The sequence below is a fragment of the Nostoc sp. genome (assembly GCF_036917195.1).
Taxonomy (GTDB): domain Bacteria; phylum Cyanobacteriota; class Cyanobacteriia; order Cyanobacteriales; family Nostocaceae; genus Nostoc.
Window position 1 is genome coordinate 263,848 of record NZ_JBALDG010000073.1, and the last position, 24,978, is coordinate 288,825.

Consider the following 24,978-nt stretch of genomic DNA (forward strand, 5'->3'; position numbering starts at 1 on the left):
AGCTACATGATTTCTCGTAGACCACTCGCTAATAAAAAGGATGAAACAACTTAGGCAAAAACACATTTCATTTGCACGAACGCTGACGAAGATTGTTGATAGTCATCAATCATCCGTGATCATTTATCAATCAACATTTCAAATTAAAGGCATAAAACATGACACTTACTAATACGCAATTTCCCATTAATCTCGGTGCTTATAAACCTCTGGCTCTCAATCCCACAAATGCAACTCTCACAGATGAACAAAGAGAAATTCTCAGAGGAAACATTCAACTGTGCCGCGATGCGATCGTCCTGTTTACAGCTACTGGTGCTGCTAGAGGAGTAGGCGGTCACACTGGTGGTCCTTATGACACAGTACCAGAGGTGATGATTCTCGACGCATTTTTCCGGGGAGCAGCCGATGAATTTGTGCCAATCTTCTTCGATGAAGCGGGACATAGAGCCGCAACCCAGTACTTGATGGCAACCCTACAAGGTGAGTTAGATGCCGAGCAACTCCTACACTATCGTGAGGCACACTTTGCCTTACCAGGACATCCCGAACTAAAACTAACTCCTGGTGTGAAGTTTAGTACTGGACGATTAGGGCATATATGGCCTTACGTTAATGGTGTGGTCTTAGCAAATCCCGGCAAGGTCGTTTTCTGTCTTGGTTCTGATGGCTCGCAGCAAGAAGGCAACGATGCGGAAGCTGCCCGCTTGGCTGTTGCTCAACATCTCAATGTCAAGTTAATTATTGATGATAACGATGTCACCATCGCCGGACATCCATCCAAATATCTACCTGGTTTCACAGTCGCCAAAACCCTAGAAGGTCACGGGTTGAAGGTACTAGAAGGAGACGGGGAAGACTTAGACGATTTATATCGTCGCATGAGCGAAGCAGTAAATACTCCTGGCCCGATCGCTCTAATTAACAAACGCCCAATGTGTCCTGGTATTGAAGGGTTAGAAGGCTCAATTCACGGTCACGATGTCATCTCGGTAGACTTGGCGATTAAATATCTCGAATCACGCGGACATACAGCTGCTGTTGAATGTCTGAAAAACATTGAAAAACCCAAACAAAGCTATACTTTTGTTGGTTCTGGCGATAAATGGGGCGCTAACCGCAATGTATTTGGTGAAGCAGTGGTTGATGTCTTAAGCCGGATGAGTGAAGAAGAACGCAAGCAAAGCGTCAAGGTCATTGATAGCGATTTAGAAGGTTCTTGCGGACTCAAGAAAATTCACGAGACATACCCGGAAATTTTTATTTCCTCTGGAATTATGGAGCGGGGCAACTTCTCTGCTGCTGCTGGGTTTGGCATGGACAAAGGAAAGCAAGGAATTTTTGCAACTTTCAGCGCTTTCTTAGAAATGTGTATCTCAGAAATTACGATGGCACGGCTGAACTACTCGAATGTTCTTTGCCACTTTTCCCACGCAGGTATCGATGACATGGCAGATAACACCTGCCACTTCGGTATAAACAACATGTTTGCTGACAACGGCTTGGATGATGGTCAAGCAACACAACTGTTCTTTCCCGCAGATACTAATCAGATGAAAGCTTGTGTAGAGGCTGTGTTCTTTGAGCCGGGACTGCGGTTCATTTTCTCCACTCGTTCTAAAGTGCCGAATATTCTTGACAGTAATGGTAACGACTTCTTTGCTGGTGACTATAAATTTACCCCTGGTAAAGATGAGGTGATTCGAGAAGGGACGCAAGGTTATATCATTAGTTTTGGCGATGCTCTATACCGTGCCGTCGATGCAGTAGAACGTCTCAAACAGGAAGGGCTGGATATAGGTTTGATTAATAAACCAACCTTGAATGCTATTGATGAAGAAGCGATCGCAAAAATCGGTAAAGCTCCTTTCGTCCTTGTGGTAGAAGCATTCAATCGTCGAACCGGATTAGGTAGCCGTTTTGGTTCCTGGCTGTTAGAGCGCGGGTTTACTCCTAAATACGCTCACCTTGGCACTCATAAAGAAGGTTGCGGCGGTTTATGGGAACAGTATCCACATCAAGGCATCGATCCAGTAAGTATAATTAACAAGGTTAAAGACCTAGTTAAATAACAGAACTTACGCACAAAGGTTGTCTGTTGAGACTAAGTATAAGGGTGTAAGGTTTCCCTCCCCTACACCCTCACACCAGCAGTATTCTTTGTTGTAATTGCTCAAAAACTGGAAACATCTTACTTTGTCGCGTTAGGATTAAAACCATTACTCTCAATCGGGTGAGGTTGGCAGGCAATCAGCTCTAGTTCGCCGCTCATTTATGAGGGGGAGTGGATATGATGAACAATGCAAAATTCCAAAATCCCAAATTATCTTGGGGGATAATACTGCGGATTCATAACTGGAGATTGATAATCATTTGCCGGCATACCTCCCATGCTGTTGGGTACAGGACTCACAACAGGAGACTGATAAACACTCATGGGTACAATGCCTGTCGTACCGTTGGGTAAAGCTGGATTCACAACAGAGGGCTGATAACCATTTGCGGGTATGGTGCTTGTGGTACTGTTGGGTATAACAGCATTTTGGCTAAACTCTTGGTAGGCAGCACTAGAAATTGAGCTAATCAGTTTTTCGGCACGAGGGTCGTTATTAGGGCGTTGTACCATGACCGCGGCTATGTAGCGCTTGCCAGTTGGCAGAGCAACTAAACCTGTATCTGCCAACATTGTGCCAATATCGCCAGTTTTGTGGTATATTCTCGCGCCTGTTCCTAAACCCGATGGTAGCAGAGTGTCCTTCTGAGTGCGACGCAAGATATCGAGCATGATATCGCGTGATGGCATACTCACTAAATTTCCCTGACTCACAATCGCCATCAAATTCCCCAATTCCTTCGGACTAGTGGTGTTTGTCCCTTCTAAATCTGGGAGTTGATTACGAATTATTGTGTTTGTCAATCCCCAGTTCCGGAAACGCTGGTTTAAAGCTTCCATTCCTCCCAGTCGGGCAATCAGCATATTTGTCGCTGTGTTGTCGCTGATTGTAATCATTTTAGTGGCGACTTCCAAAGCGGCGTACTGGGTTCCGGCTGGTTTGTATTGCAGATTTCCAGAACCGCCAGCTATCATATCCTGTTGCATGGTCAGCATTTCATCCAGGCGAATTTTTCCAGCGTCCACATCCTGGAAAAAGGCAATTAAAATCGGCACTTTAATTGTGCTAGCTGCTGGAAAACTTGTGGAGCCATTGACATCTACATAATTACCAGTATCCAAATCTACCAAGAAAACTCCGGGTGTAAGATTTGGGTTGGTCGCCGCCAAATTTTGCACGGCATTTTTCAAAGGGATAATTTCTTGGGATAGGTATAGGCTCGAACCTGCGGCTGGGGGAGTTTGGGTAGGTTGTGGCTGCGATCGCGCCACATTACTATTAGATTGCGTCGCCGAATTTGTGCCGATGCGATTGGCCGGGTCTAATACTGATAACACTGTGCCAACAATTGCACCCATCCCCACACCTACAATTAACAACCGCACAACATACAACATGGTTTTGGCCATTGGCTTTAATCGCGTCTTCCGTGATGATCGCCGGCCTCTTTTTGGCTTTTCCATCTGCACTGTTTTGACCATCACAGCACCTGGTCGAAAGGGAGTATTCCCCTTCACACTAGGTATTGGTTTTACTGCTGCTGGCATGACTAACCCCGATTTTACCCTGCGTGTAGCAGTAGGGATTGGGGGAGGATTGCTCTGATCTTTTGGGCGTGTTTGCGCCGCTTCTTTGCCAGTAGCACCTTGCTGCTTCTGGCTCTTAACTTTCACTTTCTTCTGTACCACTTTTTGAACCTTTTGTGGACGCTGGCGGCCATTTAAGGGTTGACGCCGCGAGAAAGCTGTTAATTCGTCACTTGACTCTGACACCGTTACTCCTTGTGACCCACTTGGCTTTTTTATTGCAGACTCCTGACCCAAAACTTAATCTTTAAGCAATATTAATACTCAAATTCAACTTTGCCACTAAGTAGCATTTTTGTGTTTATATAAGCTATCTTAATTATTTTGGGAGGATGATTGCGTACATATTAAACGAATAATTACAAGTTTTCACCATCCCTCTGGTTTTTAAGCGCCCATGCTACCTGCTGCAAAATCCCTCGCAGCATGGCTACTTCCCCTGTTTTCAGGTGAGCGCGATTATATAGTTGGCGAAATTTTTCCATGCGACTAGCTGCCGTATGTGGATACACATAACCAATTTTCAGTAATAATGATTCTAATTGCTGGTAATATGCTTCCACTATATCTAAGGGTGCAAGTTCTGTTTGGGGTAAGGTCTGAGTATCTGGTTGTTCTACGCATTGTGACAATTCATAACAGCAGATTGCTACGGCGGTAGCTAAATTCAGGGCTACATAATTTGGACTTGTAGGAATGCCAACAAACCTTTGTGCATAATTTAATTCTTCATTGCTTAATCCCCGGTCTTCCCTGCCAAAAATCAGGGCTGCGGGTTTTTCTGGTTCCTCCAGTAACCAGGGTAATGCAGTGCGGGGTTTTTCTAAGGGTGTTTCCCAACTCCGAACGCGACCAGTAGTAGCGATCGCCCGTACACATCCGTGCAATGCTTCTGGTAATGTCGCCACTAATACCGCAGATTCTAAAATTTCCTTAGCATGAACAGCCATCTTCAAAGCTTCCACTGATAGCGGATCGCATTGGGGATTTACTAATACTAAATGATGTATTCCGAAATTTTTCATAACTCTAGCGATCGCCCCGACATTTATCGGCCCAGCTGGCTCTACCAACACAATTCTTAATCCAGCCAAGCCCATTTTTTGCCTCCTGCGATCGCACCAGATAATACTTACAGGCTAATTCTCAGCATTGGATTTTCTGCTGAAGAGTTTCCTTTAAATTATTTTAGCTGTGTATCTGATACATGAAATCGACTAAGGTTATAAAGTTCTCATCTACAAGGGATTAAAGTGCGAACTCAATCCTCATGGATTACCCTGTAGAAGCCAGTTATCCTCCGATTGCTCAGTTTCGACTGAACAAATCGCACTTCATTTGCGGCGTTGCTATCTCTGTGCAACTCGCATCCTATACTTAATATTTGTGGATGCGAGTTGAAAGAGATTTTTTAGCAATTTAGATAGACAAAACCCAATCGCCTAAAAGTTGGTTTACTCTATCGGGTACCTCATCATGGGGGCAATGACCGGCTGTTAAGAAATGTTCTGTGAGTTTAGGATAATATTGACGAAACTTTTGGGAACGTTCTCTAGCATTCATCCAAGGGTCAGCTTCTCCCCACAACATCAACAGAGGACAAGTTAATTGCTTTAGTAGCACATCAACTTTTTCTCCTTGAGGAGTGCTAAAGACTGACACAAATACTTCCATTGCACCCGAATCGTAAGCAGGGCGAGAAATTTCTTCTACCAATTGGTCTGTAATCGCACTCTTGTCAAGATAAACTTTTTCTAGAGTTTGTCGAATTACCCAACGTTGTCGCACGTATTGAAATAACAAAGATTGGGCTAAAGGTTGTTGAAAAATCCACTTAGCACTGTCACCGAGAAGTTTCTGCAAAGTAGCAGGTTGTTTAGGTGGCTGAATTTCTGATTGTAAAGGTTCAGGCTCAGATGTAGGTTGGCTTTCGCTAAAAGGACCGGCACTATTGAGTAACACTAAACCAGCCGCACTGTCAAGACGTTGTGCTGCAACACACAAGCTAGCATAGCCACCAAGAGAATTACCCGCTAATACTGCTTTTTGACCAATTACTTCCCTGATAAAATCATGGAGTTGATCGCGCCACAAGTCGCCGCTGTACTGCAATTTTGGTTTTGCCGATCGCCCGAATCCCAAAAGGTCGATCGCAAATACTTCAAAATTTTGACACAATCCGGTGATATTCTTGCGCCAGTGGTCTGTGGAAGCACCAAATCCATGTACCAAAAGCAAAGGCGGACGTTGCGATTGTTTTTCTCCCGCACGCACATAGTAAACGTTGTGCCCGCGCCACTGCCAATATTTACCAGGAATTGGGGTTGTAGAGGGGGCTGTAGTTGCCTGCATAATCATAAGAAATGTTAAGTAGCTTCTAATAATTGTAGGCTAGTGGAAGAAGAGAGTCGGGGGAGATAAGGCAGAAATAACTAATGACTAAAGAAAGATTAATTACAGGTAAAACTCAACTGCTGGGTGTAATTGGACATCCGGTGGAACATTCGCTATCGCCAGTGATGCATAATGCAGCGATCGCTCATTTAGGATTAGATTACGTTTATCTCCCCTTTCCTATAGCACCAGAGAATTTAGAGGTAGCGATCGCAGGTTTCGCCGCTGTTGGGGTTGTCGGCTTTAATGTGACAATACCTCATAAACAGGCAATCATGCCTTTCCTCTCAGAAATTACACCCTTGGCTCAAACTATCGGCGCAGTGAATACTGTTAGTCGCCAAAATAACAAATGGGTGGGCACAAATACAGATATAGAAGGATTTATCGCTCCTTTGCAGACAACGTATAAACAGGATTGGAGTCAGAAGGTAGCGGTAATTTTAGGCAATGGTGGCGCAGCCAGGGCAGTTGTAGCAGGTTGTCACCAGCTAGGTTTTGCCAAAATTCATGTTGTTGGGCGTAATATGCAGAGATTAGAAGAATTTGCCAAGAGTTGGAGCAATTCACCCATAAGTGAGAATTTACAAGTTGATCAATGGGAGGAACTTTCAAAGCTAATTCCCCAAGCTAATCTGCTGGTAAACACAACTCCCATAGGTATGTATCCCCAGGTTGATGAGTCGCCTTTGAGTGTAGAGGAAATAACGAAATTACCAACGGGTGCGATCGCTTACGATTTAATATATATCCCTAAACCGACGCAATTTCTAAAGCAAGCTCAAAAACAAGGTGCAATTGCGATCGATGGATTAGAAATGCTAGTCCAACAAGGGGTAGCAGCCTTAAAAATTTGGTTGCAGCAGGAAACTGTGCCTGTAGAAGTGATGCGCCAAGCATTGCAAAAGCATCTGGGTTTAGGGAAATAAGGTATTCCAAAAATAATGCACCAATTCTTTAGTATTTCTGGCTTTCAAGGCAAAGTATTCCCACAGTGTATTGAAAACTTGAATGCGATCGCCTAATCTCAGCTTTAGTGCATCCTTAAAGTAAGAATACTTATTAAAGTAATATGACTTGACATGATTTAACTATTGCCAACCGGAGCATTGGCGGATAGATTGTACTTCTTTAAAGTCGTTATTACAGCACTTTAATTTATGTTTGCTAAACCAAAAATACTTTTGTCATGGCTTGCATTATTACTCAGTTTTGCAAGTCTATTTCTTAGTTCTTGGATTTTTCTTCCGGCTCCAAATATGTTTTTACTCACCCTAGCAGTGGGAGCGCCAGAAGTCAGTCCTTGGTTATTATTATTAAATTTGCTCTCTTTATTACTTTCTTTGTTCTACATCCGTCACCGTAAACTACAACGTTTAGCTTGCATTTTCAGTTTGATAGGATTGCTAATTTGTGGATGGGTGCTAGTGAATATCCCACCAACTCAAATGCAGATGGCTAAAGCAATGAAACAAGGATTGGGAGCAAATTATCTAGAGCAAATTCCAGTCCAAGTAAGGGCTAAGATGCAAAATAATCCCTTTGATTTAGTTAATTTTTTTCGGGGTATTGCATTAGGTAAAACGCGTCATCAAAAAGATATTCTTTTTGCTACTCCTGCGGGAGTGCCTTTAAAAATAGAAGTTTACCAGCCCCCAGAGGTAGGGAAATATCCAGCAGTCGTAGTAATTTATGGTGGAGCTTGGCAATATGGCAATCCTCATGCCAATTCTGAGTTTAATCAATATATTGCTCATCATGGATATACAGTATTTGCAATTGACTATCGACACGCACCTAAATATCAGTTTCCAACTCAGTTAGATGACGTGGGTACAGCCCTAAATTTTATTCGCAAACATGCGGCTGAATATGAAGCCGATTCAGAACGTATGGTACTTTTAGGACGTTCTGCGGGAGCGCACCTAGCAATGCTAGCAGCTTATCAACCAGATGCACTACCCATTCGTGGTGTGGTGAACTATTACGGGCCTGTTAACTTAACTGAAGGATACAAAACACCGCCAGTTCCTGATCCTATCAACATCCGTGCTGTTTTAAAAGCATTTCTCGGTGGTTCTTTAGAAGAATTGCCTAATCAGTATCAAATTGCTTCACCGATAAATTATCTAACGCACCCTTTACCACCAACTTTATTAATTTACGGCAGTCATGACCATTTGGTAGAAGCGCGATTTGGTAGACAGATGTATCAACGTTTACACGACTCTGGTAATACTGTGGTTTTTTTAGAAATTCCTTGGGCAGAACACGCTTTTGATGCCGTTTTCAACGGTGTGAGCAATCAATTAGCGTTGTATTATACCGAAAGGTTTTTGGCTTGGGCGCTGTTCAAGCAATAATTTCATTAACATATATAGCGGTTCCCATTCAGATACGGTACAACATTATATCGCCAGGTGTAGGGGCACGGCACTGCCGTGCCCCTACGGGTGTACCTCACGTAAACGAGAACCGCTATAGCAGCAGTCAGAGCATAAAAACTCATTCACGAGTATCAAAGACTCATCAACGGAGTTCAAAGGTGGATGAACGAGTATCAAAGACTCATCAACGGAGTTCAAAGGTGGATGAACGAGTATCAAAGACTCATCAATGGAGTTCAAAGGTGGATGAACGAGTATCAAAGACTCATCAATGGAGTTCAAAGGTGGATGAACGAGTATCAAAGACTCATCAACGGAGTTCAAAGGTGGATGAACGAGTATCAAAGACTCATCAACGGAGTTCAAAGGTGGATGAATGGAGTTCTGAGCCTGATTAATGATAGGACTTACGCAAAAACCCTCTCAAACTCTCATTCCTCCGTGACCTCTGCGCCCTCTGTGGTTCGTTTTCCGTTACCCGCGCGTAAGTCCTAAATGAGTATTAAAGACTCATTCACGAATCTTAAAAACTCAGCACAGGCTAAACGCCCCGCTATCCATGTACAGCACTACTTCTGAGGCCAGCGCCAATTGTAGCGATTCCATTCGTAGATGCCTTGAATTTCATACTCAGCGCCGTTGAAGAAGCGAACGACGCAATTAGTAGAGGAATCATCGCCGTTGCTAATTTCCTCGACTTGAATCACCATACAGGGAAACCATTCGCGCTTACAAGGGCCATCCTCTTGCACCCATTCCCATAGTGCATTGGAAACTTCAATGCGATCGCCTACTCTTAACTTTAGTGCATCCTCAAGATAAGAATACTTATCAAAATGATATGACTCAACACGATTCAGCCACTGTAAACCATAGCGTTGCCGGATAAATTGTACTGTTCCAGAGTCATTTTCCAGTAACCAGTCGTTGAGTAATTGCACTTTCCAAGTGCGGTTAAGTTGTTCTTCATTTTTAACAAACTGTAAAAATACTTCCAACTCCTCTGGATTAAGTTCGTCTAAGGGATTAGCAATACCTGACGCCCCAGAGGTATTTCCCTGAATTTGCTCGACCACTTGCAGTAATATCTGTTTCTGCGTGTCAGTGAGAGGACAGCTTGCTGCATCACAATCATTAAAGGCTGCGAGCATAGCTGCTTCAATCTCATCTGGAGTCATAAGTTAATAGCAATTAAGGGTTTATGTCCTTAATTATTACAAAGGTTAAATTAAAGTCTTCAATCCTGTTGTACTTAAAATCAGGTAAGCTGAGGCTATAAGTTACATATTGTTGGATTAAGTCACGGGGTCTTGTATGCGGTTGCGGTCACTCACGGTCGTTTTTATTTCCTGTCTCATCACCTTTCTATCGTGGGTGATCACTCCCCCTGCTGTAGCGTTGACACAGATTAAATTATTTGATGTTTCTTATAAGGATTGTCCACCAGAACTAGCACAAGGGGCTGTGAACAGTAGTGGTAGCGCGGCTGCCAATTGCTTTATTGTCATTGGTAAAGCAGAAAATGGTACTAATAAAACAGCCTACGACGCAGATATTTTTGGACGCATCTATGATGCCAACAATGACTCGGTGATGCAAAATCGTACTCGCTTAGGTTCTATTCCTGAAGTTCCACCAGGTATTAGCGATTTTGAATTGAGAATTTCTGTGCCTGCAAATCAGCCGTTACCTTTGAAGTTGAAACAGTTTAAAGCAGCCGGATTTAGCGGTCAAGTCCGGCGTTAAAAGATAATTTAACTCAGTCTGAGCTAGTTAGCCCAGACTGAAAATCTTTTAATTGAACCTTGAGCAAACTGCAAATTCTGCTTTATGCGTAGGCTTGCAGACCACCTATCAAACCACCTACAAGTTGAAGCAGTATAATCGCTAACATTGCAGAAAAATCCATACCACCTAATGGGGGAATAATGCGGCGGAACAAATCCAGATAAGGGTCAGTTATCTGGCTCAAAGCAGAAAATGGCTGGTTATACCAGTTAATTGTCGGGAACCAGGTCAATAAAACCCGAATAATTAGCAAAACAGTATAAATCTGGATGAAAGTAGCCAGAGTGGTAATCAGAAGGTACATGGATTTGTTGGTTTCCTACTAAGTGTCAAACGTGGTCTTATCTTTTAATTTTAATTTAGTCCATGTCATGGTGTTTGCCGATTCCACATTTACCACAGAAGACATTTTCACCACGCCTGAACGAATTTCAGGACTCCTTAGTGAGGGAGCGGTCATTGGTTGCTTCCGGTGAACCACCATTCACATTACCTAGTTGCTTTCGCACTTCATCAATTGTGGCATTTAGCTGGGCAATTTTATCTTCTAGCGATCGCCGGGCCGTTTCTATGCCGATATTTTCATTTTCGGAAGCTTTCATCTGACGCCGCCTAGCTGCTATTTTCCTAGCTTCGGCTTGGCTATCTGTCAGTTCTGTGTCCTCCTGTGCGATCAATTGGGGATCGCGTCGAGAAGCAATCAGTGCCCCGATGACACCGCCAAATACACCACCGACAAACGCGCCTGCTACAAAACCACTGCCAAAACCATCTCGCTGACTCATATCTTTACCGCCTTCAACAAAGCTTGCAACTTTTACAGTAGTTATGCTATTTTCCTGCCCTAGCTGCATACTAGCTTAAGTCCCAAAGATGCGATCGCCTGCATCTCCCAATCCTGGTACAATATATCCCTTACTGTTAACTGTTTCGTCAATAGTCGCTGTGTAAACTATTAAACCTGGATAAGCTGCACTCAGTTTTTGCAAAGCTGGTGGAGCCGCCACTACACAAACAATCCGTATCAGGGCTGGATCAGCACCTCGTTGTGTCAATTCTGCCATTGCAGCCATTATCGACCCTCCTGTTGCCAACATTGGATCGGTAATTAACACTAGTGTTTCGGGGTGAAATTTTTCTGGTAACTTGTTCAGATAACAATGAGGTTGCAGTGTCTCTTCATCTCGTGCCAAGCCAAGATGGTAAATAGATGCCAAAGGTAGTAAAGTCTGCGCTCCCTCAAGTAATCCTAGTCCAGCCCGCAGAATTGGCACTACCGCTATAGGCACTTGTGGATCAATCACAGTTGCTGGACAAGTATCCAAGGGACTCTGCACCGCTGTTTCTTGGGTCGGCAACCAGTCTCGCACAGCTTCATAAGTTAGCCATCTACCCAACTCAGTCATCGCACTGCGAAATAATACTGAAGGCGTGCCTGCATCACGGGCAACTGCTAGCCAGTGTTTGATCAGGGGATGGGGTGGAACATAAACACGCAATTGTAGCGTCATAGTCAGAATTTGGCGCTTTTTTATTGTATGAGAACTGAAACACCATAATACTCTTTCCTGTATCCGGCTGACACTTAAAATTAACACTCTCAATTTTATTGATAAAATTTTTCATTAATAGTTGACATATATTGTCAATCAAGGCTATATTGTTCTACAGTGTTCTCCTCTCTTTTAAGGATCGGCAGACGGGATTAGTCAGCAGCAGCAGACTCGTCCCTCTTTTTTGTCATTGGGTATTGGAAAATAAACAAAGGACTAGTGACAAAAGACAAAAATGCAAGATATTGATGCGATCGTGATTGGGTCTGGTATTGGCGGATTAGTAACAGCGACCCAGTTAGCGGCGAAGGGAGCGAAAGTGCTGGTACTGGAACGTTATTTGATTCCAGGTGGGAGCGCCGGTTATTTTGAACGCCAAGGCTATCGATTCGATGTTGGTGCATCGATGATTTTTGGATTGGGACAGAACGGTACTACTAACTTACTCACCCGTGCATTATCAGCTGTAAATGTCAGCCAAGAAGCGATCGCAGATCCGGTGCAAATTCACTATCATCTACCCCAAGGTTTAAACCTGAAGGTTGACCGGGTTTATGAAAAATTTTTGCAAAATCTTATTGCTCATTTTCGCCACGAAGAAGAGGGAATTCGTCGCTTTTATGACGAATGCCAAAAAGTATTCAAGTGCCTCAACAGCATGGATTTGCTGTCACTGGAAGAACCTCGGTATCTAGTGCGGGTATTTTTCCAACATCCTTTGGCGTGTCTCGGTTTAGTTAAGTATCTGCCTCAAAATGCTGGAGATTTTGCCAGACGCTACATCAAAGATCCCCAATTATTGAAATTTATCGATATGGAATGTTATTGCTGGTCAGTTGTGACCGCTGACATGACACCAATGATTAATGCTGGGATGGTCTTTTCTGACAGGCATTATGGCGGAGTAAACTATCCTAAAGGCGGAGTGGGACAAATTGCCCAAAAACTGGTGGAAGGTCTAGAGAAGGCTGGAGGTAAGATTCAGTACCAAGCTAGAGTGACGAAAATTCTTACAGAACAGGGAAAAGCGGTAGGTGTGCAACTGGCTAATGGTAAACTATATCGGGGTAAACGCATAGTTTCTAATGCTACACGCTGGGATACATTTGAACAATTACTACCAGCAGAAGAAATGCCAGATAATGAGAAAAAGTGGCAACAAAATTATCAAAAATCTCCAAGCTTTTTGAGTTTGCACATCGGGGTAAAAGAGTCAGTTTTGCCTACGGGGACAGAGTGCCACCATATTTTGCTAGAAGATTGGGAAAAGATGACAGCAGCAGAAGGCACAGTTTTTGTTTCGATTCCCACATTACTTGACCCAGATTTAGCACCAAGTGGATATCATATCATTCATGCCTTCACGCCTCACTGGATTGATGATTGGCAAGAACTTTCTGTAAGCGAGTACGAAGCGAAGAAAGAAGAGGCGGCTTGGCGAATTATTGACCGTCTAGAGAAGATTTTTCCTGGCTTAGATACTGGATTGGATTATCTGGAGGTAGGCACACCCCGCACCCATCGCCGCTTTTTGGGTCGTGAGGATGGCACATATGGGCCAATTCCCCGGCGCAAGTTGTGGGGGTTATTGAACATGCCCTTTAATCGCACAGCTATTCCAGGACTTTATTGTGTAGGGGATAGTACCTTTCCGGGTCAAGGATTGAATGCAGTCGCTTTTTCTGGGTTTGCTTGCGCCCACCGCATTGCCGTAGATTTAGGATTTTAACGTGCATTAATCAAGGTGATTACACCAACAGCTAGGACTGCTATAGTAACCACTACATGATGATCAGGCGGTATCCTTTGAAGGAATCAGACTAGCACAAATTGCTAAATCTTTAACTCGTAAATGAAGCAGTCACAGCAAATTCAGAAGCACATACAATTGACTAAATGATTAAAAAAAACTTGATTTGATATAAACCGCGTCCATCTTGAAAACCGTAGTTTTTGGGAATTAGAGTAAAGCTCAAAACTCAAGCCATGAGCGAATAATATACTCTCCTTAAAAACTCCAGGTTTCAAAATAGACGGGGTTTGAATATTACTCCTTTGGATATGTCAGAGATTTAGATGGTATTTTAATTGAGATTGCAAGTCAAACCTAGACAGTTAATTTTTGGAAGTTGAAAAGTTCAATTGCTGTTGAATGCTTTGAGCGTCATTATACAGATTTGTCACTCTTAAATCATTACTTGGACAGCTAATATCTGGAGAATTTTCCCATTGATACCTGACTTGAGTTGAGGTACCGAACGAAGCAGATTTCGCACATGCTTTATATGGTAATTTTGACAAGGGTTTAGCTACTGAAATATCATTGAAAAATTTCGTAGCTGTGTTCACTTTTATTTCACCTGCACCTTTTCTGTCACAAACAGTGTAAATTGCTTTTCCGGATGGAAATACGTAAATTCTATATTTACAGGTATTTGTAGAGCCACTATTAATAATAACTGCTGGCTGTTTGGGATTTGGAGTTTGTGCAAGTATTCTCAGAGGAAAAACGCATAGGGGTGTAGCTAACAATACCAAAGCTAGACTAATTTTATATCTGTTAAGAACTTTCACTTTCACCTCAGATTAATTTTTTTAGTTACCTAAATTATATCAGAACTGCTTTGAGATATCTTATGCGACAAAAAATTCTGCAATAGCACTTGCTTGGTTAATACTTGATTAATTAATATTAAATTTGTAAGCAGCGCAATTATTAAACAGAAATTATGGTGATTTTTTAAAAGTATAGTTGATTGTATATTTTTTAGATATGTCATTAAGATGTCAATGTTGTGTCAGGATAAAACTCATTTTTTATATGGTATTCCTGTCGAATATCTACTCTGGATTTTGCAATAGAAGCCTTCAGTGACGCAATTGTGGCATTGCAGCTCGCGCCGGAGAAACAGTCATCAGCCGCGATACGCAAACGGATTCGCACATAGATGTGGAAGTTTACGCCACGCTCAAAATCGATACCATGCCTTTTCACCGCAACGGAGAGTGGGCTGCTTCGCTCTCTGGCTGCGATTGGCACTCTGACGAAATCGAATTGTTTCAGGAACTGACCAATCGAATTTTCCCGCGACTCGAACACGCCCGCGCTGAAATGGATTTACGCGAGTCGGAAGAAAAATATTGATCGCTGTTCGAGTCAATCAACGATCGCTTTTGCATCGTCCAGATGCTGTATGACAACCACAATATGCCGATCAATTATCGCTTTCTGGAAATGAGTCCATCGTTTGAGGCACAGACCAAAATCACTCAAGTCAAAGGTAAAACAGCCAGAAAAATCGATCTGAATAACGAAGCAGGATTTTCAGAGAATTACAACCGTGTTGCTGTAACGGGCGAATCCATTCATTTTTTAGCCTTGTAAGGGGTAGAGGAAAAACATAAATAAAGATCGCTTTAGAGACCAGTAAACCAGTGTTTCCATATTTACAAAACTTTTCATAATTGTGCTTTAATGGTGAGCGGTTTTTGTTTTTCAAGAATCTTCCTCACACACAAAGCGATTACCGATGCTCCTCACACACAAAGAAAATATTCTAAAATTTAGCTGGCTTCTACCCAGCTTCTTAAGCTTGTTCCTGTTTGGCTCCACTGTCAAAGCTACTGCGATCGCTAATTGGCATTTTGATAGCAATCGCAATCATCTGGATTTCACCACAGATGAGAATGTTCAACCCAAAGTAGAATTACTTACCAATCCTAGCCGTCTGGTAATTGATTTACCTGGAGTTACACTAGGATATCCACAGACTAATCAAAGAGTGGGGTTAGTAATTAAAGACATTAGCATCGGGCAGTTGAACGCAGAGACTACCCGCATGGTAGTTACTTTAGCACCCGGTTATACCTTCGACCTAGCACAGGTGAAACTGCAAGAGGAATCTGCAAATCATTGGTCTGTACAGTTACCCAAACCAGAACCATTGACTGCAACCCAGCCGAAATCTCTAGAAATAACTCCGAGTATTTTTCCAACAGTAAATGATAGCAGCACTCTGTTTGCTGGCGTGGTTCCCATGCATTTACCGATGAAAGTGCTAGAACCTCAAATTAAAGCCTTGATGAATCGCTATAGTTTTCTCAAAACAGGAATGTTTTTCCTGGATTTGGATACTGGGGATTATTTGGATATTGGAGGCGATCGCGTTTTCCCCGCTGCTAGTACGATTAAATTGCCAATTCTCATCGCCTTTTTCCAAGATTTAGATGCTGGTAAAGTCAGCCTAAATGAAATGCTCACCATGCGGCGTGACTTAGTAACTAATGGTTCTGGAACTATGCAGTATGAGCGAGTTGGCAAAAAGTACACAGCTTTGGAAACCATCACTAAGATGATAACCATCAGTGACAATACCGCCACCAACATGATTATTGATCGCTTAGGTGGAGCGGCGAAACTGAATCAGCGCTTCCATAACTGGGGACTGAAAGACACAGTAATTCGGCATCTTTTGGCTGACTTGAGAGGAACAAACACCACAAGTTCTCAAGATATGGCGCGGGTGCTGGCTTTAGTTGTGAATAACAAGCTAGTTTCTTTACAGAGTCGGGAGCAAGCCTTGGATATTCTGCGTCACACCACAATTCACACACTGCTTCCCGCAGGTTTGGGGAAAGGTGCTGTCATCGCTAACAAAACTGGAGATATCGGATTTCTCATCGGCGATGCAGGATTTGTGACTATGCCAAATGGTAAGCGTTACTTGGCCGCAATCTTCGTCACACGTCCCTATAAGGACACTAGGGGGAGAGACTTTATCCGTCAGGTTTCCCAGCTTGTTTACGATTACCTGAATCAACTGAATCCAGTTGCTGCGGTTAATTCGCCTAATAGTGCTACGAGATAACAGTTCAAAATAGATATTGGTAGGGACGCACAACTGTGCGTCTCTACGGTAATTAAATAATTTTAATTTTACTTGCTGCTTTCGTAGCTTTTTCCCTAGCCTCTTGGACATTCACACCTTTCGCTAAAGCTACTCCCATTCGCCGATGTGGATGAGCATTAGGTTTACCAAATAATCTAATATCTACATCTTTTTCTGATAAAGCATCGGCTACACCGCCAAAAGTAATAGAATCAGATTTTTCTGAAGCTAAAATTACCGTACTAGCTGATGCTCCTAGCTGTTCTATATGAGGAATTGGCAAGGCTAAAATAGCTCGCAGATGTAGTTCAAATTCATTAAGATTTTGTGAGATTAATGTCACCATACCCGTATCATGCGGTCTGGGAGAAAGTTCGGAAAAAATTACTTCATCTTTGGTAATGAAAAACTCAACGCCAAAAATTCCGGCTCCTCCTAAAGCATCAGTGACTTTTATGGCTATTTCTCTTGCTCTTAATATCTTGTCTTCAGAAATTAGTGCGGGTTGCCATGATTCTTGATAATCGCCTCGTTCTTGGCGATGACCAATAGGAGAACAGAAAATAGTGGGTGCATTCCACTGTTTAATTGTTAGTAAAGTTATCTCGATTTCAAAGTTAATAAATTCTTCTACAATCACCTTTTGACTGTCACCTCTAGAATTAGCGATCGCATAATTCCAAGCTTTCTCAACTTCACTTTTTTCTTGTACCACAGACTGACCTTTTCCAGAGGATGACATCACGGGTTTAACAACATTACTAAACCCAATTTCATCAGAAACTGCAATCAATTCTTCTAGAGTTATTGCATAACCATATTTAGCCGTTCTGATGCCTAATTCTTGATGTGCAAGTTCCCGAATTCTATCGCGATTCATTGTATAGTTAGTAGCAGCCGCAGTCGGTATAACTGTAATCCCTCGTTGTTCAAATTCGAGCAGTTGTTCTGTTCTGATTGCTTCAATTTCTGGTATAATAATATCTGGCTGATGTTTTGTCACTACAGCTTCTAAATCATCAGCACTGAGCATAGAAATAACTTCATAAGCATCAGCAACTTGCATCGCTGGAGCATTAGCGTAGCGGTCAACGGCAATCACATAATTACCAAGACGTTGAGCAGCGATCGCAAATTCCTTACCTAGCTCTCCTGAACCCAGCAACATCAATTTTTGGGGCAACTTAATACTCATTAACTTATCCAGGTCAATCTCAATTTAATCATCTTATAATTTTGTGTGTTTTAATTACCATCTTCTCAAGAATTAAATCTAGCTCCACGCAGTTGTAAATCTTGACGTTGTAGCTGAGTTAAACCAGTACTTACGCCAAGCTGACACTTATTTACTAAAGTCTCTAACCAAATAGTTTCATTAATAGGACTTACGCACAGGTAACGGAAAACGAACCACAGAGGACGCAGAGGTCACGGAGAAATGAGAGTTTGAGAGGGTTTTTGCGTAAGTCATAATTAAGAGTTGTACCTTGTAAATCTGCATTTCTCAAGTCGGCTTTCGTAAAATTTGCAAATAAGAGGTCTGCATTGACTAAACTATTACCTTATAGATTTGCTTCTGATAAATTTCCTCGAATCAAGTTTACCCCATCTAAAATTAAACCAGATAAATCTGCTCCTATAAGATTAGGAAACTTTAGCTGACTTGGATATTTAAAAAACCGCATCATACAGATGATGTTTGCTTCATTTAGTCGGATTTTGGTTAAAAATTCATAACGAGCTATACCCAGATTCTTAAGAATTTGTAGACGCTGTGGGGGACTTTGTTCTAAAAACTGAATAGCTGTGTAGCTTAGGTCTTGAGTCGGGAGATTTAGCGTAATTTTTAGATCGCTGTGATATTTGTGCTGATTAAAAATTTAACCGACAATTTTGGTAAATAATAGATAATATAGCAGCCTGAAATCATTCATGAAAAACAAGATCCCCGACAACTTTTACGAAGTCGGGGATCTAACATGTCTCAACTACTTACCTAACGTCCTGCCAATAATGCTTTCGTAGCAGATTCGCCTGCTAATCTCACTTGCCTTGCCAACTGGAAGTTTAACAACGCTAGAACACTTAAATCAGCTAACAGTGCCATAAAAACTGTTGTCACCCCAGCAGATTCTACAGCTGCCCAAGGAAAAGTTGTAAACATCCATACAGTAGAATGTTTCCACGAGGAGATACCGATAAATTCTAGAATCATCGGTGGTAGGAACACGGCTGCACCTAAAGTCCCAATTGCCCAGAAAGAACGCTTAGGAGTTTTCAACAAAAGTATCAATTGGGCGATGGTAGCGTAAATCATCATTAAGCTGATAGACAAAGCTATAGTTAAAAGTACTTTAAACCTGTCAATCTCGTTAACGATCCAAGTTCGGCCATCGTTTGCATCAACAACAGATGTAAGTGAAAGCCAAACTAACCAGGGGATAGTAACAATTATTAAATTAATTGCGATCGCCACGAGTGCAGGGCTTTTTTCGGCCCAAATTAAATCCTGCCAAACACTCTTGTGGCTAGAAACTCCCTGATGTCGATATCTTGCCCAATCTTGTACATCTTGACGCTGAGGGGAAAGAACGGCAATTAAACTTAAAATCAACACCAAGTTGTACAGTGCTAGCAAAACGAAATTTTCCCCAACTTGTTGATCCCATGTGTCATTATTTTTACCATTTTGTAGGGCAAATCCCCATATCATCAATTGGTAAAAAGCTACTATAAAATAACTTTGCTTCTTGCTGATTATTGAGGTTTGAGGATTACGGAAGCAACGTTTAAGAGCTTCTAAAATTCCGTAACTGCACAATCCAAAATTTAATAAATGGAAGCCAACAACATTAACAAAACTTGTCCCTAATGGTAAATAGAAAAACTGCCAGTTTTTCAGGGGAGAACCATTTGATAGATGGAACAAGTTAGGAAATAAATAATTTGTTGTATCCCAAGCACTAAAAAGTCTAAACCAAACAGTTGAATTATTTAAAGTATTGCTAGAAGACGATGCTAGCACCATCGTTGTGAACAAAAAAAGGAAAACGGCACCACTACCTAACCAAGGCTGAAAACCACTAAACCAATGACTAACTAAAGCAAAGAGAAGCGCAGCGCTATAAAATAAAATACAGCTAGCAGCAAGAATAGCGTAGTAACTCAAAATGTAACTAAAGGCAATTTTGGCAGAACAGCCAGCCCACAAATGTAAAGGAACTGCTACTAAGATAATGAGATAAATTAAACTCGGAACTCCTAGTAACTTGCCAGTCAATATACTTGTTTCTGATTGAGGACTGAGACGGATGAAATTCAGCGTACCGCGAGTTTCTTCTTTGGCTAAATCGTTGATTAGCAAATAAGTTCCTGCAACTAATAGTGTAAATACAAAAATTACACTAAATGTTAGAAATATATATTCCCAGTGGTCTCGCCACCACAACTGCCAATCAATTTCATTTTGAGGACAATAATTATTTGAAAGGAAATAATTTAAATCAGCAATTTGAAATTGATCTGATTGCCGATAAACCCCGTTTTGTTGCTGTTCGTATAGTTTACGCAAACGACAGTATGTACCAGTTAGGGAGTATTTATCATCAGGAAACTCGCGGAACTGATATAAAAAAACTACCAGTTGTAGAAGTAAAGATGTTGCAACTGCGATCGCTACATTAAAAAATTTTAGGCGTCCTTTGAGTTCCCGGAATAGTTGCGGATTCCAATGACCGATTTTGTCTATTAAATTGAGCATCATAAGAAAAAAATCTCCAAAAATGGGGAGTGATATTTATTGACTAATTAAGATGCTTGTTTGTGACCTAATTTAAGGAAAATAGTTTCTAAGTCTTCTTGTGTGCAGTGAAAATCAGTCAGGGGAATGCCTGCTTTTATAAGCGATCGCAACAACTCAGCACTATCTTCTTCTTTCCCCGAAAAATTCACCCGCACGCTGTTTTTTCCTGGAATCACCTCCGACTCTTCTACTAAAGGATGATGTTTCAATTCCCTTAAAACTGCTTCTAGGTTTCCCAAAGTTGATATCACAATTTGCTGATGGGCAAGACGTTGATAAAGTTGTTGTAACGAGGTACTTTCTACCAAGAAGCCAAGTTCCATAATTCCTACAGAAGTACATAGTTCCGCTAAATCACTGAGAACGTGAGAGGAAATGATTACAGTCATCCCAGCTTCTTGCAAAGCTTTAATGATTTCGCGAAAGTGCATCCTAGCAATGGGGTCAAGTCCTGAAACAGGCTCATCCAGTAGTAGTAAAATCGGTTCGTGGATAATGGTTCGCGCTAAACTTAAGCGCTGTTTCATCCCCCGCGACAGAGTAACTATTTGGCTATTGCGTTTATTACCAAGTTGGATTAGTTCTAAAACTTCATGCAGGCGTTGAGTACGGCGTGGTTCTCGCAAGCGATAGAGACGCGCAAAATAATCTAGGTAATCCCAGACTGTCAAATCCTCATACAGCGGATAGTCATCGGGTAAGTAGCCTAGACGACGCTTAAGTTTGGAATTACTCTTGTCACGGAGTAGGCGATCGCCATTAATATAAATCTCACCCGTAGTTGGTTCCTCAGCAGTTGCCAACATTCGGATGAGAGTTGTTTTACCCGCACCATTCGGCCCAATCAGTCCATATACTTCCCCTGCCTGAATTTCTAAATCAACATCATTGACAGCAATATGCCGGTCAAATTGCTTAGTTAGTCCACGGGTGCAAATTGCTAATTCTTTTACCATCGCTGCTGGGGTGCGGCTTGTGATTAACACTTAACCTAACCTCTTTCTACAACTTCTGTCAGGCTTGTTTCAGAAATTGAAACTGGCTTTATGTAAAGCTGCTTTGAGTGATGGGCATTATTTACCATTATCTTCAATAAAGTTTCAAATAATACCAATAATTATTTGGCTACTACTGGGAATACCAAAACTAGAAATCTCTAGGTCTTTTCAGTTAATCAGGTAAAAGCTGTATGGATTTTGAATCGATTATCAATATGCCTGTTATCGGGCAAACTATTGCTTATGCTATTGAAGATGGTAGGCAATGGGGACTAAGTTTTGCCAACAATGCAAAAGTAGGTAGGGCGTATGCCTTACCTACTTATTAATTTTTATTCTGCTATCTAGGAAATCCTTGCAAATAAAACCTTGAATTTTTGCCTTAGTGTCAAGTTATTTCCGACAGTGGTGGAATGACGTTATTAATCCGATTACCAGATGAACTAATTGCATAGCAGTTTCAGGAACGGATACCCAGCCTCGCCAAAAGTTTCACGTTTAGTTTTATTAGCATTTTTTAAGACTTTGGTGGTGTTTTCAAGACTATCTCTTTGAGTGGCTGCCCGAATTAAAATTTTAAAGATATTTTTTTGTTCACACTTACCTTGAGACTTTATTGAAATGTTTTCGGTTAAACAGTTCACCACTTCGTTCAAGGTTTTACTATCAGTTAGAACTGACATATTTGCAGTCATAGTCAAACTAAATAATTTTCTAATAGAACTTACGCAATGACTCTTTCAAACCTTATACCTTTGCGTCCTTTGCGGTTCGTTTTTTCATGATTTTGCGTAAGTCCTGTCTAAGTCAAAAATTTTGCTTTTTCACTCCAATACTTTACAAAAATTCCAAGACACAGCACCAGAACACAGCGAAGAACGAGCAGAGCTATAGGCAGTCGGGTATAGCGCTTTGTTAGGCTGTGGTTGGGTGAGTTGCCGTTGCCGCGCTTGGTGTTTCAAAATTATGTCCCAATTTGCAAAACAATTTTGCCGCGTGTACGCCCACTTTCGGAAAGTTGGAATGCCTTTTTCACTTCTACGAGCGGCAAAACGGTTGCGACGTGCGCTTTCAATCTGCCTTCGTCAACCAATGCGCTGATGGCAGCTAATTGGTCTGCGTTTGGCTTGCAGTGGACCCGCGCGGCCTTGACGCCAAATTCTTGCGCTTTTTCTTCGGACGGAAACGCTACTGACGTTACCAGAAAGCCACCTTTTTTCAAAGTTTGGAACGCTCTTTCGAACGTGTCGCTGCCGACCGCATCAAAGACAACATCAACGTCTTTAACGACTGCTTCAAAGTTTTGCTTTGTGTAATCAACGAATTCATCCGCGCCTAAATCTCTGACGAACTCTTCATTGCGTCCCGAAGCCGTACCAATGACGTATGCGCCTTTTGCTTTGGCAAGTTGAACAGCCAGCGAACCGACTCCGCCTGAGGCACCGGTGATCAAAATTCGTTGACCGCTGCTGAGATGGGCTAAATCAAAAATCGCCTGCCATGCGGTTAACGCGCCGAGTGGAACCGCTGCCGCGTTCTCGAAATCGAGACTTTGGGGTTTAGACGCAATATCACCCATTTTGGCAATCGCGTATTCGGCGAAACCTCCAGAGCTTATGATGCCGTAAACCGCATCACCTTCTTTGAAACCTCTGACATCATCGCCAATTCTTTCGATTGTTCCGGCAATCTCGCCGCCGAGCATGATGGGTAGTTTCAGACCAAGCCTTTCGCCCAAACCGTTGCGGATTTTCCAGTCAACCGGATTAACCCCCGCGACCTGAACTTTAACTAAAACTTCGTCCGCCTTCGGCTTTGGGCGTTCAACATCGGCATAATTTAGAACGTCATCGTTGCCGTATTCTTTGATTACTATTGCTTTCATTTTCCTTGCTCCTGTTTAATTCAATAAATATGGACAGAGAAGAGTGTAATAAGAATGTTCAGCTTGATTATTTGCGTGCTGGTCAACGACTATAAGACTATCTATTCTTAAAGAGGTTACAGGTGTCAAGCAAAAAAATAGGTTTTTGGTCTGTGTGGGCATTGGGTGTAGGAGGCATCGTCGGTGGACTTTTTCCAGCACTGGGAGTTGTAATTCAAATAGCTGATGCAGGCGCACCACTAGCATTTGCGATCGCAGGGACAATAGCTTTGATAACTACTTATGCTTATGCCAAACTTTCGGTAGCTCATCCATGTCGAGGTGGGACAGTAACCTTCTTAAACCAGGCTTTTGGTCTAGGGCTGTTTAGTGGGACACTGAATCTTCTACTATGGTTTAGCTATGTAGTCATGCTTTCCTTTTACTTGCAGGCTTTTGGTAGTTATGGAATTAGTTTATTCACAGAGTCTACTCAACCTATTTGGAAGCACTTACTGATTAGCTTGGCAATTTTAGGGACAACTGGACTAAATCTACTGACTGCCAATCATATTGGTAAATCTCAAATCTGGATTGTCAGCTTCAAACTGGGGATTTTGATACTGTTCATTATTATGGGGAGCAGTCATATCGACATTTCCCATCTACAACCAGCTTCAGTGTCGTCGCTACAGTCAATTTTTGCAGGAGCAATGGTGATTTTCTTGTCTTATGAAGGCTTTGAGCTAATCGCCAATACAGCAGAGGATCTTGTCAATCCCAAGCATACTTTGCCACGAGTTTATTACTCTGTAATCGGGTTCGTTATTTTGCTTTACGTTTTAATAGCACTCGTCACATTGAGAGCAGAACCAATAGAACAGATTTTGGCAGCAAAAGACTATACTTTGGCTGAGGTTGCCAAACCAATTATGGGGCAATTCGGAGCTGTTTTGATGACTATTGCGGCTCTTTTGTCAACTCTCTCAGCTAGTAACGCAACACTCTACGGTTCAGCTCGTTTTAGCTCTGTTATTGCTAAATCTAGGGGGTTTGATGGCAGCGAAATAAATGGCCGTGACCAATCTTCAATTGGCTTATTTATTACTAGTGGTATTACTTTAATAATCGCTAATTTCTTTGATATAAGTCGGATCTCAACGATGGGTAGTGCCGGGTTTCTCCTGATATTTGCTGCGGTTAATTTAGCCAATGCTCGGATGCATCGTTATACCAAAAGTAAGCAGTGGATTTCACTTCTAGGTGTTGGAATATGTTTGGTAGCACTAGGAATGTTAATTTGGTTTGCTTTGCAAACAGATCCACAAACCGTCTGGGTTTTAGTGTTTATGGTAGGAGTAGCCATAGGTATCGAAGTAATCTACTACTTGTCCAAGAACCGACAATTACACCTTTGAAGAAGCTTTGCTCAAATCTAGGACGTATTTCAAAAGTGAATCTAGGAACAGATATGTTGATGAGTCTGACTCTGTTTTTCCTGGTTTTCCTTTCCTTGTGGCCATCGGGGGCGAATACCTCACAAAGCATAGGGCAGCACGTTTTTCTTTGGATCAAAAGAGCCGCACCCAAATAAATTAAAAAC

At 42.0% G+C, this 24,978-nt stretch carries 24 protein-coding genes and 1 pseudogene; 10 read left to right on the forward strand and 15 right to left on the reverse strand.

Going from position 1 to position 24,978, the window contains the following annotated elements; all coding sequences use genetic code 11:
- The first annotated feature begins 158 nt into the window (after positions 1-158).
- Positions 159-2,072, forward strand: a complete 1,914-nt coding sequence (locus tag V7K40_RS25150; RefSeq protein ID WP_334964549.1) for a transketolase C-terminal domain-containing protein — start codon at positions 159-161, stop codon at positions 2,070-2,072.
- A gap of 251 nt (positions 2,073-2,323) precedes the next feature.
- Here the strand turns inward: V7K40_RS25150 and V7K40_RS25155 are convergent, their stop codons facing one another.
- From V7K40_RS25155 to V7K40_RS25165, 3 genes are all read right to left on the reverse strand, one after another.
- Entirely contained in the window at positions 2,324-3,886 is a 1,563-nt protein-coding gene (locus V7K40_RS25155; protein WP_334964551.1) for a serine hydrolase, read from the reverse strand.
- A gap of 173 nt (positions 3,887-4,059) precedes the next feature.
- The gene (locus tag V7K40_RS25160; protein ID WP_334964553.1) at positions 4,060-4,800 is read right to left on the reverse strand and encodes an RNA methyltransferase; all 741 of its coding nucleotides are present in this window, start codon (positions 4,798-4,800) and stop codon (positions 4,060-4,062) included.
- Between the two features lie 319 nt (positions 4,801-5,119).
- Positions 5,120-6,052, reverse strand: coding sequence for an alpha/beta fold hydrolase (locus V7K40_RS25165; RefSeq protein ID WP_334964555.1), 933 nt, complete (start codon positions 6,050-6,052; stop codon positions 5,120-5,122).
- A gap of 83 nt (positions 6,053-6,135) precedes the next feature.
- On the opposite strand from V7K40_RS25165, the gene V7K40_RS25170 reads away from it, so the two are divergent.
- Together V7K40_RS25170 and V7K40_RS25175 are read left to right on the forward strand one after the other, a co-directional pair.
- Complete coding sequence (locus V7K40_RS25170) at positions 6,136-7,023, forward strand: shikimate dehydrogenase (protein ID WP_334964556.1); 888 nt, start codon at positions 6,136-6,138, stop codon at positions 7,021-7,023.
- Between the two features lie 231 nt (positions 7,024-7,254).
- Entirely contained in the window at positions 7,255-8,457 is a 1,203-nt protein-coding gene (locus V7K40_RS25175; protein ID WP_334964558.1) for an alpha/beta hydrolase, read from the forward strand.
- A gap of 84 nt (positions 8,458-8,541) precedes the next feature.
- Here V7K40_RS25175 and V7K40_RS25180 read toward each other — a convergent pair whose 3' ends face one another.
- Both V7K40_RS25180 and V7K40_RS25185 read right to left on the reverse strand, forming a co-directional pair.
- Complete coding sequence (locus V7K40_RS25180) at positions 8,542-8,847, reverse strand: hypothetical protein (RefSeq protein ID WP_334964560.1); 306 nt, start codon at positions 8,845-8,847, stop codon at positions 8,542-8,544.
- Between the two features lie 203 nt (positions 8,848-9,050).
- Entirely contained in the window at positions 9,051-9,659 is a 609-nt protein-coding gene (locus tag V7K40_RS25185) for a hypothetical protein (protein ID WP_334964562.1), read from the reverse strand.
- A gap of 136 nt (positions 9,660-9,795) precedes the next feature.
- Here V7K40_RS25185 and V7K40_RS25190 point away from each other — a divergent pair, with 136 nt between their 5' ends.
- Complete coding sequence (locus V7K40_RS25190) at positions 9,796-10,227, forward strand: biotin carboxylase (protein ID WP_334964564.1); 432 nt, start codon at positions 9,796-9,798, stop codon at positions 10,225-10,227.
- An 82-nt stretch (positions 10,228-10,309) separates the two neighbouring features.
- Here V7K40_RS25190 and V7K40_RS25195 read toward each other — a convergent pair whose 3' ends face one another.
- The 3 genes from V7K40_RS25195 to upp all read right to left on the reverse strand — a co-directional run bounded on the left by V7K40_RS25195 (position 10,310) and on the right by upp (position 11,780).
- Positions 10,310-10,573 carry a YggT family protein gene (locus tag V7K40_RS25195; RefSeq protein WP_334964566.1) on the reverse strand — a complete coding sequence of 88 codons (264 nt, stop codon included), beginning with the start codon at positions 10,571-10,573 and terminating at the stop codon, positions 10,310-10,312.
- A gap of 127 nt (positions 10,574-10,700) precedes the next feature.
- The gene (locus tag V7K40_RS25200; protein WP_334964630.1) at positions 10,701-11,054 is read right to left on the reverse strand and encodes a hypothetical protein; all 354 of its coding nucleotides are present in this window, start codon (positions 11,052-11,054) and stop codon (positions 10,701-10,703) included.
- Between the two features lie 75 nt (positions 11,055-11,129).
- Positions 11,130-11,780 carry a uracil phosphoribosyltransferase gene (gene upp / locus V7K40_RS25205; protein ID WP_334964568.1) on the reverse strand — a complete coding sequence of 217 codons (651 nt, stop codon included), beginning with the start codon at positions 11,778-11,780 and terminating at the stop codon, positions 11,130-11,132.
- 277 nt (positions 11,781-12,057) lie between these two features.
- On the opposite strand from upp, the gene crtH reads away from it, so the two are divergent.
- Positions 12,058-13,551, forward strand: a complete 1,494-nt coding sequence (gene crtH / locus V7K40_RS25210; RefSeq protein WP_334964570.1) for a carotenoid isomerase — start codon at positions 12,058-12,060, stop codon at positions 13,549-13,551.
- 386 nt (positions 13,552-13,937) lie between these two features.
- On the opposite strand, the gene V7K40_RS25215 is transcribed toward crtH, so the two are convergent.
- Entirely contained in the window at positions 13,938-14,396 is a 459-nt protein-coding gene (locus tag V7K40_RS25215) for a hypothetical protein (RefSeq protein WP_334964572.1), read from the reverse strand.
- Between the two features lie 376 nt (positions 14,397-14,772).
- Here V7K40_RS25215 and V7K40_RS25220 point away from each other — a divergent pair, with 376 nt between their 5' ends.
- The 3 genes from V7K40_RS25220 (at position 14,773) to V7K40_RS25230 (ending at position 16,690) form a co-directional block, all read left to right on the forward strand.
- Positions 14,773-14,967, forward strand: a complete 195-nt coding sequence (locus tag V7K40_RS25220) for a hypothetical protein (RefSeq protein WP_334964574.1) — start codon at positions 14,773-14,775, stop codon at positions 14,965-14,967.
- A gap of 63 nt (positions 14,968-15,030) precedes the next feature.
- The gene (locus V7K40_RS25225) at positions 15,031-15,207 is read left to right on the forward strand and encodes a hypothetical protein (RefSeq protein ID WP_334964576.1); all 177 of its coding nucleotides are present in this window, start codon (positions 15,031-15,033) and stop codon (positions 15,205-15,207) included.
- A 145-nt stretch (positions 15,208-15,352) separates the two neighbouring features.
- A complete protein-coding gene (locus V7K40_RS25230) occupies positions 15,353-16,690 on the forward strand; it encodes a serine hydrolase (RefSeq protein WP_334964578.1) in 1,338 nt (445 codons plus the stop codon).
- Positions 16,691-16,742: 52 nt separating this feature from the next.
- On the opposite strand, the gene purT is transcribed toward V7K40_RS25230, so the two are convergent.
- The 4 genes and pseudogenes from purT to V7K40_RS25250 form a co-directional block, all read right to left on the reverse strand.
- Complete coding sequence (gene purT / locus V7K40_RS25235; protein WP_334964580.1) at positions 16,743-17,906, reverse strand: formate-dependent phosphoribosylglycinamide formyltransferase; 1,164 nt, start codon at positions 17,904-17,906, stop codon at positions 16,743-16,745.
- A gap of 65 nt (positions 17,907-17,971) precedes the next feature.
- A pseudogene (locus tag V7K40_RS25240) lies at positions 17,972-18,555 on the reverse strand (pentapeptide repeat-containing protein).
- Between the two features lie 152 nt (positions 18,556-18,707).
- Positions 18,708-20,474, reverse strand: coding sequence for an ABC transporter permease (locus tag V7K40_RS25245; RefSeq protein ID WP_334964582.1), 1,767 nt, complete (start codon positions 20,472-20,474; stop codon positions 18,708-18,710).
- Positions 20,475-20,518: 44 nt separating this feature from the next.
- Positions 20,519-21,469, reverse strand: coding sequence for an ABC transporter ATP-binding protein (locus V7K40_RS25250; RefSeq protein ID WP_334964631.1), 951 nt, complete (start codon positions 21,467-21,469; stop codon positions 20,519-20,521).
- Between the two features lie 233 nt (positions 21,470-21,702).
- Between V7K40_RS25250 and V7K40_RS25255 the strand changes: the two genes are divergently transcribed.
- On the forward strand, positions 21,703-21,840 hold the full coding sequence (locus V7K40_RS25255; protein WP_334964584.1) for a hypothetical protein: 138 nt from the start codon (positions 21,703-21,705) through the stop codon (positions 21,838-21,840).
- 114 nt (positions 21,841-21,954) lie between these two features.
- On the opposite strand, the gene V7K40_RS25260 is transcribed toward V7K40_RS25255, so the two are convergent.
- Together V7K40_RS25260 and V7K40_RS25265 are read right to left on the reverse strand one after the other, a co-directional pair.
- On the reverse strand, positions 21,955-22,206 hold the full coding sequence (locus V7K40_RS25260) for a hypothetical protein (RefSeq protein ID WP_334964586.1): 252 nt from the start codon (positions 22,204-22,206) through the stop codon (positions 21,955-21,957).
- Between the two features lie 269 nt (positions 22,207-22,475).
- Positions 22,476-23,396, reverse strand: a complete 921-nt coding sequence (locus V7K40_RS25265; protein WP_334964588.1) for an NADP-dependent oxidoreductase — start codon at positions 23,394-23,396, stop codon at positions 22,476-22,478.
- Between the two features lie 122 nt (positions 23,397-23,518).
- On the opposite strand from V7K40_RS25265, the gene V7K40_RS25270 reads away from it, so the two are divergent.
- Positions 23,519-24,793, forward strand: coding sequence for an APC family permease (locus tag V7K40_RS25270; protein ID WP_334964590.1), 1,275 nt, complete (start codon positions 23,519-23,521; stop codon positions 24,791-24,793).
- Positions 24,794-24,978 lie beyond the last annotated feature (185 nt).

Excerpts from the sequence above, each read along its gene's own strand:
- V7K40_RS25150 (WP_334964549.1), top strand. The coding sequence starts at position 159 with ATGACACTTACTAATACGCAATTTCCCATTAATCTCGGTGCTTATAAA.
- V7K40_RS25225 (WP_334964576.1), top strand. The coding sequence starts at position 15,031 with ATGCCGATCAATTATCGCTTTCTGGAAATGAGTCCATCGTTTGAGGCA.
- V7K40_RS25175 (WP_334964558.1), top strand. The coding sequence starts at position 7,255 with ATGTTTGCTAAACCAAAAATACTTTTGTCATGGCTTGCATTATTACTC.
- V7K40_RS25170 (WP_334964556.1), top strand. The coding sequence starts at position 6,136 with ATGACTAAAGAAAGATTAATTACAGGTAAAACTCAACTGCTGGGTGTA.
- upp (WP_334964568.1), bottom strand. The coding sequence starts at position 11,780 with ATGACGCTACAATTGCGTGTTTATGTTCCACCCCATCCCCTGATCAAA.
- V7K40_RS25195 (WP_334964566.1), bottom strand. The coding sequence starts at position 10,573 with ATGTACCTTCTGATTACCACTCTGGCTACTTTCATCCAGATTTATACT.
- V7K40_RS25200 (WP_334964630.1), bottom strand. The coding sequence starts at position 11,054 with ATGAGTCAGCGAGATGGTTTTGGCAGTGGTTTTGTAGCAGGCGCGTTT.
- V7K40_RS25230 (WP_334964578.1), top strand. The coding sequence starts at position 15,353 with ATGCTCCTCACACACAAAGAAAATATTCTAAAATTTAGCTGGCTTCTA.
- V7K40_RS25190 (WP_334964564.1), top strand. The coding sequence starts at position 9,796 with ATGCGGTTGCGGTCACTCACGGTCGTTTTTATTTCCTGTCTCATCACC.
- crtH (WP_334964570.1), top strand. The coding sequence starts at position 12,058 with ATGCAAGATATTGATGCGATCGTGATTGGGTCTGGTATTGGCGGATTA.
- V7K40_RS25185 (WP_334964562.1), bottom strand. The coding sequence starts at position 9,659 with ATGACTCCAGATGAGATTGAAGCAGCTATGCTCGCAGCCTTTAATGAT.
- V7K40_RS25265 (WP_334964588.1), bottom strand. The coding sequence starts at position 23,396 with ATGAAAGCAATAGTAATCAAAGAATACGGCAACGATGACGTTCTAAAT.
- V7K40_RS25250 (WP_334964631.1), bottom strand. The coding sequence starts at position 21,469 with ATGGTAAAAGAATTAGCAATTTGCACCCGTGGACTAACTAAGCAATTT.
- V7K40_RS25160 (WP_334964553.1), bottom strand. The coding sequence starts at position 4,800 with ATGGGCTTGGCTGGATTAAGAATTGTGTTGGTAGAGCCAGCTGGGCCG.
- V7K40_RS25255 (WP_334964584.1), top strand. The coding sequence starts at position 21,703 with ATGGATTTTGAATCGATTATCAATATGCCTGTTATCGGGCAAACTATT.
- V7K40_RS25245 (WP_334964582.1), bottom strand. The coding sequence starts at position 20,474 with ATGATGCTCAATTTAATAGACAAAATCGGTCATTGGAATCCGCAACTA.
- purT (WP_334964580.1), bottom strand. The coding sequence starts at position 17,906 with ATGAGTATTAAGTTGCCCCAAAAATTGATGTTGCTGGGTTCAGGAGAG.
- V7K40_RS25260 (WP_334964586.1), bottom strand. The coding sequence starts at position 22,206 with ATGACTGCAAATATGTCAGTTCTAACTGATAGTAAAACCTTGAACGAA.
- V7K40_RS25165 (WP_334964555.1), bottom strand. The coding sequence starts at position 6,052 with ATGCAGGCAACTACAGCCCCCTCTACAACCCCAATTCCTGGTAAATAT.